The 12,084-nt window shown below is 62.4% G+C and carries 9 protein-coding genes; 1 reads left to right on the top strand and 8 read right to left on the bottom strand.

What is annotated here, in order from left to right; translation table 11 throughout:
• Positions 1-32: 32 nt before the first annotated feature.
• From C4Q26_RS04095 to C4Q26_RS04060, 8 genes are all read right to left on the bottom strand, one after another.
• Positions 33-785, bottom strand: coding sequence for a molecular chaperone (locus C4Q26_RS04095; protein WP_023379474.1), 753 nt, complete (start codon positions 783-785; stop codon positions 33-35).
• A gap of 70 nt (positions 786-855) precedes the next feature.
• Positions 856-1,455 (bottom strand): fimbrial protein, encoded by a 600-nt coding sequence (locus C4Q26_RS04090; protein WP_023379475.1) that lies wholly within the window; start codon positions 1,453-1,455, stop codon positions 856-858.
• Positions 1,456-1,572: 117 nt separating this feature from the next.
• On the bottom strand, positions 1,573-2,220 hold the full coding sequence (locus C4Q26_RS04085) for a response regulator (RefSeq protein WP_023379477.1): 648 nt from the start codon (positions 2,218-2,220) through the stop codon (positions 1,573-1,575).
• A gap of 69 nt (positions 2,221-2,289) precedes the next feature.
• Positions 2,290-5,502, bottom strand: coding sequence for a hybrid sensor histidine kinase/response regulator (locus C4Q26_RS04080; RefSeq protein ID WP_104882804.1), 3,213 nt, complete (start codon positions 5,500-5,502; stop codon positions 2,290-2,292).
• Between the two features lie 84 nt (positions 5,503-5,586).
• Complete coding sequence (locus C4Q26_RS04075) at positions 5,587-6,780, bottom strand: EAL domain-containing protein (protein ID WP_023379479.1); 1,194 nt, start codon at positions 6,778-6,780, stop codon at positions 5,587-5,589.
• Entirely contained in the window at positions 6,767-9,583 is a 2,817-nt protein-coding gene (locus tag C4Q26_RS04070; protein ID WP_104882018.1) for an ATP-binding protein, read from the bottom strand. Before C4Q26_RS04070 ends, C4Q26_RS04075 begins: the two co-directional genes overlap by 14 nt.
• A 68-nt stretch (positions 9,584-9,651) precedes the next feature.
• A complete protein-coding gene (locus tag C4Q26_RS04065; protein WP_104882803.1) occupies positions 9,652-10,641 on the bottom strand; it encodes a fimbrial protein in 990 nt (329 codons plus the stop codon).
• A gap of 25 nt (positions 10,642-10,666) precedes the next feature.
• Complete coding sequence (locus tag C4Q26_RS04060; RefSeq protein WP_256583377.1) at positions 10,667-11,374, bottom strand: molecular chaperone; 708 nt, start codon at positions 11,372-11,374, stop codon at positions 10,667-10,669.
• Positions 11,375-11,562: 188 nt separating this feature from the next.
• Here C4Q26_RS04060 and C4Q26_RS04055 point away from each other — a divergent pair, with 188 nt between their 5' ends.
• The gene (locus tag C4Q26_RS04055) at positions 11,563-11,907 is read left to right on the top strand and encodes a hypothetical protein (protein WP_023379483.1); all 345 of its coding nucleotides are present in this window, start codon (positions 11,563-11,565) and stop codon (positions 11,905-11,907) included.
• The last annotated feature ends 177 nt before the right edge of the window (positions 11,908-12,084 follow it).

Genomic DNA, 12,084 nt, shown 5'->3' with positions numbered 1-12,084 from the left:
GACCAGGCGCGTGAGGTGTGGGCGCTACGGTTTCACAGGGCGATGGCGGGTTCGGCAGGCTTTGCGCTACCAGGCTGGGCAGTGTTCAACTGCACGGAATATTCATGTTGGGCGCCATAGTCGTTGATGCTCTTGAACGTGAGCGTCAACGGGCCCTCCACCTGGGAAAGTGCCGAGCTGAATGTCCTGTTTGCACGCGGGGCGATCATGGTCGAGTCGACGCTGAGCACAGTTTGCTTTCCGCGTTTGAGTTCGATATCGGCCATGGACACATGGAACAGGCTGGGGTTGTTTACAGTCAGTTGTGCGTGTCCGCCGCGTTGGGTCAGTTGCCAGACCAATTGCTCCGGTGCCAGCAGTGCATTACCGGGCAGGTCGGCCGGGCGAAAGAAAATTTTGATACGTTGACGCACCGCCAGTTGCAAGGTATTGGCCTTGGTACTGGCTTGCGGGATTTCCTGGACATTGAGCCAGACCACCGATTCGCGATCGGTCGGCAAGCCTTGGCCTTCATAGAGAATACGCAGCAGTTGTTCCTGCTTGGGCATTACCCTGGCCAACGGTGGTGTCACAGCGAACGGCGCGGGCGCTTTGGCGCTGTCGCCGCTGTCTACCCAGGATTGCACCAGGACTTCCTGGTTGCCATTGCGCACGATGACATTGGCTTCCTTGTGAGCACCGTCGAACACGACGCGGGTGGCGCTCAGGGAGATGCTGGCGGTTGCCTGGGCGGCAACGAGCATGCCCAGCAACCCGAGAACGGGATACATAGAACGACGCAACATGGTGGATACCTTGCGGGACGAAGGAGTGGCGAGGCTGATCAGCCTCGCCCAGGGAGCAGCTGCGAAGTGATTACTCGTACTGCAGGATGAACGGCAGGGTGGCGTCACCACGACCGGCAGTGGCGGTGCCCGCTGCGCCGGTGGTCACGTAGGCCGCGGAGAAGCTCAGGGTAGCGTCGCCGCCCTCGGCGCCCGTGCCGTGCACTTCGCTCTGGATCTTGGCGGTGGCGGCCGAGCTCAGGTCGATCAGGTTACCGTTGGGGTCGAGCAGGGCGATGCCGACGTTGGCGGCGGTGCCGGTGCCCTTGGTCAGGGCCAGGACCTTCTTGCCAGTGACCAGGCCCGAGCCGCCGCTGTTGGCATCGAAGACCATCGCCACCTTGGTGCCGACGTTGCAGTTGACGTTGAGGTTGAAGTCCTTGCCGGTCACGCGGCCCGAAGTTGGGTTTTCGGCGGTGCCCATGTCCTTGATCGAAACGGTGCCCATGTCTACGGCAATCATACGGTCGGCGTTGGCGCCATCGACCGAGCAGGCGTCATTGTTGATCACGCCGGTGAAGGAAATCTTGCCGCTGCCACCCTTGACCGGTCCGGTGGGCTCGGCGGCCAGGACGCCGGCCGAAGCGGTGATAAGCGACAGGGTCAGTGCGGCCAGGGAAAATTTTTTCATATTAATGTCCACGTGATAGTGAGTAAGTGCTGCAAGTTAATGCACGCTCACGATAAGTCAGGTGGTTTCCCTGGCACATCAGACGAATCTTAATGGCCCGACAATGACAGTCGTTAATTAGTTGAAGATATGACTCGCCAAGCAGTATTCCAATAACTCCTGGTCGCTGTTTACTTCAAGTTTGCGCATCGCTGAAACTTTCTGCGCACTAATGGTCTTGGTGCTGCGGTGTTGACTGCGGGCAATCTCGCTGACACTTTGGCCGGCAACGAAAAGACGCAGTATTTCGAATTCCTTGGGGGACAGGTTTTCTACCCGTTGGTCGATGGCGGTGGTGCAGGCGAGCACCGAGTGCCTTGCCGGTTCCGGCGCCCGGTAGGTGCTGTTGCGGGCGAGGGCATTGAGCGCCTTTTCAATCTCACCGTGCAATTGGTTCTTCTGGATGACGCCGTAGACGCCCAGTTCTTGCAGCCGTGTCAGGATCAGGGGGTTGGAAATCATGGTCAGCACGAGAATGCGGACTGCGGGATAGTGACGTTTGAGGTAGTCGATCAATTTGAGGCCGTCACCATAGGGGGAGTCTGCCGGCATGTTGTAGTCGGAGATGACCATGTCCACCGGGTGGCGTTCGAGCAGTTCGATCAGCCCTTGCGAGCAGACGGCCTCGCCGACCACTTCAAAGCGTGGGTCTCGCTCGACCAGTTCCCGGACGCCGAGCAGCACGATGGGATGATCGTCGGCGATAATGACCTTGAGTTTTTCCATAAAAGACGATCCGTTAGCCGGTGCGGATGGGAGGGTTGTTTGCAGGCGTTGTCAGCGCTGAAATTGATTCTATGCGAGGGTATCTAGCATTGCAGAAAGCCTGTCCAGTACCCCCCGCAGGTTCTCGGTCAGGGCCGCATCGATCGGCGAGTCGACCAGCGCGTTCTCCAGTGCGCAACACTGTTCGGCCAGGGCCTTGGCCTGTACCGCGCCCAGGGCGCCGGCGATGCTGTGCAGGCGTTCGCCAAGGCGCTGGTGGTCACGCTGCTCAAGCGCCAGGCGCAACTGTTGCATGTCCTGGCGCATGGTGCTGACGAACAGTGCGCGCATCGCGGCGGACAGTTGCACGGTCTCGATGGTGGACGGTGCGGGTCGCTCGCTGGAGCTTTGCGCTTGTGCGCGGCTGGAGCTGTCAGCCAGGGTTGGCCGGCACAGGCGGACCAGATGGCTGCGCAAGGTTTGCAGGCTCAGCGGCTTGACCATCCAGGCATTCATCCCCACCTCGATGCAGCGCTGACCCTCCTCTCGCAGCGCATTGGCAGTGACGCCGATGATCGGTAGCCTTGCGTCATGCTGGCGCAGGGTCCTGGCCAGTTCGTAGCCATTCATCAACGGCATGTTCACGTCGGTGAGGACCACGTCGAAAAGGCCCGGCTGCCAACGTTGCATGGCTTGTTCGCCGTTGGCCGCCACTACCGTTGTGCAGCCCAGCGCTTCGAGTTGCTCCTGGAGAATCGCCTGGTTGATCGGATTGTCCTCGGCCACCAGGATATGCAGGCGCAGGGCGGCGCTTTGCTGCCGCGCCGTGTCCTGGCCCTCGGGTGCGCCGCCCTCTCGGATCTGGGCAACGGCCTGGGCGATGGCACGTATGTCGTGCAGGTCCACCCGCCAGCTACCGTCGCTGAAACTGGCGGGCACCGGGCCGTCGCTGCTGGCGCAGATACGCTGGCCATGCCAGTTGATGGCGTCCGGACAGTCGAGCAGGTCCACCAGCAGGGCCTGGTGATTGTCTTTTTCCATGGGCGGAATCGTCAACGTGGCGCTGATACCCAGGCGTTGCAGCCAGTCGACGCCGTGCTGGGCAAGCTCCGGGATCGGTGCGCGCACGTACACCGGGGTCGGGTCGGGCGCGACCAGCGGGCAGTCGCTCAACTCACCCGGGGCCAGTGGCAGGCTTACTTTCAGGGAAAAACTGCTGCCCAGGCCCGGCTCGCTGACGACCTTGATCTGGCCGCCCATCATGTCGGCCAACCAGCCGCAGATCGGCAGACCCAAACCGGCACCGCCCTCGCTGGAAGCGTCGACGACTTGGTAGAAAAGCTCGAAGAGCCTGGCCTGCTGCGCTTGTGAAATGCCGATGCCGGTATCGGCGACCTGCCATTGGAGGCTGACCTGGGTGTCGTCGAGCGCCAGCACGCGCGTGCGCAGCACCACCCGGCCGGTGTCGGTGAACTTGATGGCGTTGCTCAGCAAGTTGTTGAGGATCTGGCGGATGCGTATCGGGTCGCCGACCACCTGGGCTGGCAGTCGGGCATCGTGGCAAGCGTAGAGCAACAGTCCCTTGCGCTCGGCGAAGGCGCGGTAGGTGCGCACGGTATCTTCGAGCATGTCCAGCGGGCAGAACGTGACTGGCTCAAGGGCCATCTGTCCGGATTCGATCTTCGTCACGTCGAGCACGTCGCTGATCAGTTGGAACAGGGTCGCCGAGGAACGTTGGATGGTGTGCAGGTAGCCTTGCTGGCGGGCATCCAGGTGGGTCAGGCCGAGCAACTCGAGGGTGCCCAGCACGCCGTACAGCGGCGTGCGAATCTCGTGGCTCATGGTTGCCAGGAAGAGGGTCTTGGCGGTGTTGGCGGCGTCGGCGGCGCGGCGCGCCTCTTCCAGCGCCTGGGCGTCCTCGACGTGGCGGGTGACGTCGTTGAATGCGTAAAGGCGTACGTCTTCGCCATGGTAACGGGTCGACACGAAGCCGACCTGCAAATGGCGGCCCTCGACCTGCAGGTAGTGTTCGCCGCTGCGGGTACTGCCCAGTGCCGGGGCGAGAGTGCTGACCAATTCGCGGGTGCCTTGCCATTGTTGCGCGCGCTGGTTCTCCAGCAGTACCTCGTTGTCGGCGCTGCGAACCACGCACAGGCCGGTCGGCGCGGTGTCGATGACCACCCGGCTGAAGGCCTCGCTCTCGGCGATGGTCTCGTGTGCTGCGCGCGCAGGCAGGATGACCTGGCGCTGGTACCAGCGGATGGCCACCCGGCCCAATCCGACCAGGACGAGGAAGGTGGCGGCGAGGCTGGCCAGCGACCAGAACGCGTAACGGAAGAAGTGCCGGTAGGTCACGGTGTAGACCGCGCTCCAGCCACCGTTGGCTTGCTCGTGAAGGCGGAAAACCAGGCCTTCGGGCTTGATGTTGAGGCCTTCATGCACCCCCTCAAGAGGCATGGGCGTGCCGACCAGCACCTCTCCGGACGGAGCAATCAGGTTGAAATGGTCATACACGGTCCAGGCCATGATGCGTTCGAAGTCGTCGATCTGTGCCAGGTCGACCAGCGACGCCACTTGCAAATGTTGGCCGCTTGCCTCAGTCGGGCGCAGGGCGATGCTGGCATAGGCCAGTACCCGCGGTGGGGAGTCCTGGTCCGGCTGTTCGACATAGCTGCGCCAGACGATGCCGGCGCCCTGGTCCAGGCCTTGGGGGCGCCGCGCCGCGACCTGCCTGACCACGTCGATGAAAGGCTCGTCCACGTCCTGGGGCTTGCCCCGACTGCGGCCGGCGGCGGGAACCGTGATGTCGTAATGGGCATCCGGCGAGAACAGGAACACCTGGGGCGATCGGTAGGGGGAGGCCGACCAGAACATGCTGTAGAAGCTGGCCAGGTTCGCACCCTGGCTGAAGATGCTTGCCACCTGGTTGCCAGCGAGGCTGTGCGAGTCGAGCTTGAGGCTGAATGGCAGGGAAAATGGAAATGCCTGGCCTTTGTAGATGTCCGGTCCTTGGTCGGGCAGTGGTGTCAGCACCGGTTCGAGCGCACGTGGGTGGTCGAGCAACTCGCCCCTGGCGCTGCGTAGCACGAGGGCCTCGAGGAAGCTTTCCTGTTCCTGGATGTTTTCCATCAGCCGGGCGAAATGGATGCTGACCGTGTCGTTATGCTCGTCGACCAGGCGCTCGATGGACCAGAGGCTGAAGCCGGCCAGCAGCAGCGCCAGGCCAAGCAGAACGGTCATGCCTTTGTTCAGTCGCAGGGAGCTGCGAGCCAGGTTTTCCAGCAGGGCGTTGTATTGTTTCATGAAAGAATCCGGAAGACCTTGGGGGCATCGGTACCCTAGGGATATTACCTCTGATGCCCGGCCGGCGCCGTGAGTTACAACAGTTCAGTAGGCTGACGGCGGACCGTCGCTGTGCAGCAGGCGCTGGAACTGTTCAGCCGAGACGGCATGGGAGATCAGGAAACCCTGAACCTGGTTGCAGTCTACCTTGCGTAGCATCTCGAGCTCCTGGGGCGTTTCGACACCCTCTGCCACCACGGTCAGCCCAAGCTTGCGCCCCAGGGCGACGATGCTGGCCAGGGCCGAAGCCAGGCTCTCGCTTTCATCGCAGCGCTGCACCAGGGCGCGGTCGATCTTGAGCTCGGTGAACGGCGTCGAGACCAGGCTCAGGTACGAGCTGTAGCCTTTGCCGAAGTCGTCCTGGGACAGGCCGAACCCCTTCATGCGCAAGCGGCAGGCGCCTGCATAGAAATTGCTCAGCTCTTCGGGAACTGAACATTCCATCAGCTCGAAGCACAGCTTGCCGGGCACGCCTTGGTGGTGCAGGACGAACTCCAGCAAGCGGTCGGCCAGGTCATGGCTGTTGAGCAGGTGGGTCGGCAGGTTGATCGAGACGGGGATGTCATAGCCTCGGTCACGCCACCGTGCCTGGGCATCCATGGCTTGCTTGAGCATCACCCACAGCAGCCTTTCCTCGAGGCCGAAGGCCTTGATCGTCGGTAGGAAGGTGCTTGGCAACAAGACTCCTTGGTCCGGATGCATCCAGCGCACCAGCGCTTCGGCTGCGACGATGCGGCCATTGTGCAAAGACTTCTTGGGCTGGAACCAGGCCTGGAAGGCTCGGTTGTTCAAGGCATCTATCAGTGTCTGGCGATCGAACTCGAGGGCTGTCGGGGCCGCCTGGGCTGGAGCCTGGTGGTGCAGTTGCAACTGGTCGATCAGGCTGCGCAGCGCAGCCGGCTCGACTGGCTTGGAAATCAGCCCAAGCACGTCCACGCCAAGGTTCTTGGCCACCAGGCTTGCAGCCATGAGCATGCGCCGCGAGGCCGCGCTCATGATCGCCAGACCGGGTTTGTGGCGAAGGCCAGCCAGGTGCTGGATAAACTGCACGCCATCCATGCCAGGCATCAGCAGGTCAGTCAGGACCAGGTCGAAGTCGCGCAGTCGCAGGCGCTCCAGCGCTTCCTGGCCATCCCGGGCTGCCTCCAGGTTGAAGGTGCCAAGCTCGCTGAACAGGTGTTGCAGGTACATGTGCTGGAAAGGGTGGTCTTCGACGATCAGGATGTTAAAGGACTTCATGGCGGCTACCTCGATACGGGGCCAGGCAGTTGAACAACACTTGCAGGTTGAAAGGCTTGATCAGGCAGCGGTCCATGCCAGCGGCCAGGCACAGTTCTTCCTCGCCACGCAGTGCATTGGCGGTGGCGCCGATGATGGGCTGGGCGCAGCCCAGACCGCGCAGGGCTCGGGCCAGTTCGTAGCCGTTGATACCGGGCATGTTGACGTCGGTCAGCACCAGGTCGAAGTGCTCGCGTTTCCAACTTTGCAGGGCCTGCTCGCCATCGCTGGCCAAGCTCACGCTGCAGCCGAGCTCCTCGAGCTGGTCGCGAAGGATCAACTGGTTGATGAGATTGTCCTCGGCAACCAGCACGTGCAGCCCAAGCGGCTCCGGCGCGCGAACGTCGGGTACGGCTTCGTGCCTGGCACTGCGCAGGCCCTGGGCCTGGGCGACGGCATGGTGCAGGGCGCCCAGGTCGTTGAGGTTGACCTGCCAGTGACCGGCTTCGTGGCGGGCTTCCCAGCATCCCTGGGCGCTGGCCAGGATCCGCGGGCCAGGCCATTCTCCGACCAGGCAGCGCTCGACGCTGCCTGGATGCAGTTCGACCAGCAGTTCGCCGGCCAGGGCGCAGCCCGGCGCACCGACCTGGGCACGAGCCCCCCAGCGACATAACCAGCCAGCGATGGCTTCTGCCAGTTCGCGCGCCGGCGATACCACGTGAATGCGCTCTGCCAGAAGATTGAACGGGGCATTGCTGCGGCCGGACGCCACTTCCAAAGGCAGGGTCAGGCTGAAGCTGCTGCCAAGGCCCAACTCGCTTACCAGGCGCAGTTGGCCATTCATCAATTGGGTCAGCCGCTGGCAGATCGGCAGCCCAAGGCCTGTGCCGGGTATGACCTGGGTATGGCCCTCGGTCTGGTAGAAAGGGTCGAAGATGAACGGCTGGTCCTGTTCGGCGATGCCCTTGCCCGTGTCCGAGACTTGCCACAACAGGCAGGAGCGCTCGCCATCGCGGTTGAGCAGCCGGACCCGCAACACCACGCGGCCGCAATCGGTGAACTTGACCGCATTGCTCAGCAGGTTGTTGAGGATCTGGCGGATCCGGTTGACGTCACCGATCAGGTGTTCCGGCAGGCGCGGGTCCAGACAACTGTAGAGCAGCAGCCCCTTGCTCCTGGCCGCCGCGCTGTAGCCCTGGATTACCTCGCGGACCAGCTCCAACGCACTGAACTCGCTGAGTTCGAGGGCCAGTTGACCTGCCTCGATCTTGGACACGTCGAGGACGTCGCAGATCAACTGCAGCAAGGTCGAGGAGGAGCCTTCGATGGCTTGCAGGTAGTCGCGCTGCTGGGCGTCCAGCGCAGTACGCGACAGCAGCTCCAGGGTGCCCAGCACACCGAAGAGCGGCGTGCGGATCTCATGGCTCATGGTCGCCAGGAACTGGGTTTTCGCTTCGTTGGCCGTGTCGGCAGCGCGCCGGGCATCCTCCAGCGCGGCCTCGATCTGCTTGCGCGCGCTGATGTCGCTGAATGCGCACAACAGAACCTGCTCGCCCTTGTAGCGGGTTGGCGAACAACTCAGGTACAGGTGACGCCCTTCGGCGCTCTCGAAATAGTCGCTGTACTGGCCTTCGTCTGGTTCGAAGACTTTCTCTATCCATTGCGCGCTGCGCGCGTCCCGTGCCTGGCCTTGGCCCAACCACTGCTGGGCCAGGTGATTTTCCAGCACGACCTGTCCATCGCTGCGTCGCAGCACGCACAGGGCCACAGGTGCTGTTTCGATGACATCACGGCTGAACATCTCGCTTTCGACCAGTTCGCGGATACGTTCGACCGTTGGGGTGAAGAAGCGCTGGTCGAAACGCTGGATCAGGACTCTTATCAAGGTGATGCTGAGCACGCAGAACAGCAGGGCACCGAGCAGTTGCTGCCACACGCCGGCGAGGATCGCGGACAGGCCGATCGCGTATACCAGTTGCCAGTCCGAGGACATCAGCGGCTTGCTGATGACCAGGTACTCCGGCAGTAGCCCCTGGCCGACAAAGCCGAAGAAGTCCTGACCCACGGGCTTAGGTAGCGAGCGGTTCAATGCCGGGCCCTGACTGTTGGTGAACACCAGCATCCCGTCGGCGTTGAACATCATGAATTCCCCCGCGCTGGCATCCTTGAGCGATGGCGCCACCGCCTGGCTGTCGATTTCCAGGCCCAGCCAGCCGGAGTCCGCGTCGCGTTCGTCCAGGCGCAGGAAGATGAAAAGGCGCGAGCTTTGCGCGCCCTGGTCGGCCAGCCACAGTTCCCGTGGTGCCTTCACCCGTTGCCCTGCATCGCGGAGTCGGTCGAGCAGGGCGCGTGAAGGCTCCGGCGCCTGCGAGTCGACGTTGTACAGCCAGCGCATGGGGGCTTGGGCATCTGCGCCGACATACAGCAGGTTGACATGGCGCGCCTTGAGATAGGCGCACATGCGTCGTGTCAGCCACAGGCTCCAGCGCTTGCCCGGCTGGTTGCCCAGTTGCAGGTGGACCTCTTCGCCCGGTGCCAGGGGCACCGCTTGGACGCCAGGAACGGCCTGGCGCACGGTTGCGAGGCTCAGGCTTTCGAGCAGTGCCTCACGGTTGGTGAAAAAGGTATGCGCCTCGGCGATCGCACTGCTCATGGCGCCGTGGCGCCGGGCAATGTCGGTGTTGAACGTGAAGGACAGGAAATTGTAGGCCGCGCCGAGAATGCCGGCCGAGAGTACGAACGCCAGCAGCCGAAGCAGCCGGCGTGCTGCTTCGGGGTCGGAGAGTAGAGGGTTGATCTGTTGCAGATAGGCTTTGAGTCGCATCCGGCGAATTTAGGCCCGCCGCTGGCAACTAGACATCAGACGATCCTTAAAGGGGCCTGGTCGCGGTGTTACTTGTAGAAAAGGTCCACCAGCGCCATGGCCTCGAACGTACCGGGGACAGGGGCCGAGCGCCAAATCAGGTCGGCACGGAACTCGTTGCGGATCAAGCCCGGTGTAGTGAGGTCCGCCAGCTTGAACCAGGTATCGAAGGGCACCGGTTGGTTGTTGTCCTGCTGGGTCAGGGCGATGCCGACAGAGCTGTTATTGCCGGGCACCAGCAGTTTGTCGATGACACTGGCGCTGCCGGCAACCGGGCTGAAGCGAGCACTGACGGCGTACGGCGTGTCGCAGGTCCTGACCAGGTCGAGGCTGAAATTGGCCGAGCTGGCGACCTGGCCGATTTGTGCCGAGCTGGCGAGGGCGCGGCGGAAATTGACCACCGAAGGTAAGATGGTCAGCTCGGGCGAACAGGGTACGAAGCGCACGTTGTTCATACCGGTGACGACATAGTTGAGGTTGCTGTCAGGCTTGGGGTTGAGTCCGCCCTTGCCGTCCAGCTGGAACACCCGATATTCACTCAGGACGCTGGCTTGTCCATCGGTCGGCGTTTCACCGTATTTTTCGATGAACACGGTGAAGGTCAGGGTGAAGCGGGCCTTGTCCCAGCCCGTGCAGTTCGCCCAGTTGCAACCGTGGAACGAGTTGAAACCGGTGCTGACCGCGCCCGAACTCTGGGTGATGGTCTTGGATCCGTAGCGAATCCCGACCCGTATGCCCTTGCCGATGCTGATTTTCGCAGGGTTGACCCAGAAATAGACGTCTTCCCGTACGCCTGTTTCGTAGTCATCGGCGCAGATGACCGGCACTGAATGTGGCGCAGATTCCCAGATGATCGTGCCGTCCGCCGCGTCGGCCGGCACCGCCAGCGCGGTACCCAGGGCCTCCTTGAACACCGACGCCTTGGAGGGGTCCAGCTTGCATGACAGCGCATAGCTGGTGGCCGGGCAGCTGGCTGCAACGAAGAGCAGGCCCAGCAGGGCTTTTCGAATTGGGATCATGGGGGGCTATCCTGTAACGGTGTGTTCACGGCAGCGCGACGCGGTGGCGTTTCTGCAGGCCGATATCGGTGAGCTCGCTGAATGCCACACGACTCTGTGCAGGCAGTGTCGAAGGCGCTTCGAGGGTGAGCGATTCCCCTGGGCGCAGGAGGAGGTAGTCCGTAAGCGGGTATGACTGCCCGAGGCTATCGAGTTGGAGATCGATCAGCGAAACATGGAAGGCACTTGGATTGCTGACTTCGATCGAACGAGGCTCGCGCTTGCGCCATTGCAGGCCGGTGGCCGCTTCGCTGGACGAGCCTGGCAGGCCGGCGGGACGATAGAACAGCTTCAGGCGCTGGCGGATGGCGAACTGCAGGGTATCGGTTTGCGCGGGCTTGCGCGGGATCTCGAGGATGTTCAGCCAGAACAGTGATTCCCGGTCCTGGGGTAGGCCCTTGCCTGCGTACAGTATCCGCAGCGTCTGTTGACCGTTGGGGGGGATCAGCGTCAATGGCTGGACGATGGCGAAGGGGGCATCGTCGTGCTCGTCGGGTGCGCTGACCCAACTTTGCATGACCGTGTCCAGGTCGCTGCGATTGATGACGGTGAGGCTCGCTTCCTTGTTCGTTCCCAGGTAGACAAGACGCGTGCCTTCGATCTTGAGTTGGGCCCAAGCATTGGACGCCAGGCCCGTCATGACGATCGCCGCCATGGCTGGGAGCAAGAGGGTACGAAGCGAGCGCGGCGACATGGTCAGGGAATGGCTCCGGTGATGCGGGTCGGGAGAGTCTCAGCCATCCTAGGCATCGCAGCGGTCGCAGGCTTTGAGACGTTTCTTAAATTGGCTTCTTTGTTTTGTGAACTACCTCACGCCCGCGGCCAGGCTGCCTGACGTTCATCCGATAGGCTCAACATTGGGTTATCGGGAGAGTGAAAATCATGGGCAGCAAGCGATTCGCATTGAGTGTTGCAGTGTGCCTGGGCCTGGTTGGTCAGGCCCAGGCAGACGCCGTCGTTGTCTCGGGCATGCTGCAGTTCACCGGCAGCATCGTCGAGCCGTCGTGCACGACCACCGCCGGCACTGGCGGCTGGCGAATGGAGGCCTGTCCGGCGCTGGCTCGTGACAGCGTCATCGGTATCCAGGGCGTGGACGATCTGGCGGTGCCGGTTCGGGCGTTACGGGTCGACCGAGGGCCTACCGTCGATCAGGCTTACAGGCTGGTCGATGAGCGCGGCGAGCCCCCGACACAAGGTCACTACGTGGTCATCCTGACGTCACCGTAGGCCTTGAATACCGTCGGCGTTCGTTCGAACCGCGTCGAAGGAAAACCTGAAGGTACGTCGGACTGCATTGAATGACCTGACGCTTCGTGTGGCGAAGCGGCTGCGCATTTTGATCAGTAAGTTGTAATTTCCGATCATTGAGCCCATTCAAACGGCTGTTTAATGTCGCAGCAGATA

Origin of the sequence: Pseudomonas sp. SWI44 (assembly GCF_002947915.1) — a bacterium.
GTDB lineage: Bacteria > Pseudomonadota > Gammaproteobacteria > Pseudomonadales > Pseudomonadaceae > Aquipseudomonas > Aquipseudomonas taiwanensis.
This window is presented reverse-complemented; position numbering and strand designations above follow the sequence as displayed.

What these genes read in the sequence shown, in the direction of transcription:
- C4Q26_RS04095 (WP_023379474.1), bottom strand. Translation starts at nt 785, where the DNA reads ATGTTGCGTCGTTCTATGTATCCCGTTCTCGGGTTGCTGGGCATGCTC.
- C4Q26_RS04090 (WP_023379475.1), bottom strand. Translation starts at nt 1,455, where the DNA reads ATGAAAAAATTTTCCCTGGCCGCACTGACCCTGTCGCTTATCACCGCT.
- C4Q26_RS04085 (WP_023379477.1), bottom strand. Translation starts at nt 2,220, where the DNA reads ATGGAAAAACTCAAGGTCATTATCGCCGACGATCATCCCATCGTGCTG.
- C4Q26_RS04080 (WP_104882804.1), bottom strand. Translation starts at nt 5,502, where the DNA reads ATGAAACAATACAACGCCCTGCTGGAAAACCTGGCTCGCAGCTCCCTG.
- C4Q26_RS04075 (WP_023379479.1), bottom strand. Translation starts at nt 6,780, where the DNA reads ATGAAGTCCTTTAACATCCTGATCGTCGAAGACCACCCTTTCCAGCAC.
- C4Q26_RS04070 (WP_104882018.1), bottom strand. Translation starts at nt 9,583, where the DNA reads ATGCGACTCAAAGCCTATCTGCAACAGATCAACCCTCTACTCTCCGAC.
- C4Q26_RS04065 (WP_104882803.1), bottom strand. Translation starts at nt 10,641, where the DNA reads ATGATCCCAATTCGAAAAGCCCTGCTGGGCCTGCTCTTCGTTGCAGCC.
- C4Q26_RS04060 (WP_256583377.1), bottom strand. Translation starts at nt 11,374, where the DNA reads ATGTCGCCGCGCTCGCTTCGTACCCTCTTGCTCCCAGCCATGGCGGCG.
- C4Q26_RS04055 (WP_023379483.1), top strand. Translation starts at nt 11,563, where the DNA reads ATGGGCAGCAAGCGATTCGCATTGAGTGTTGCAGTGTGCCTGGGCCTG.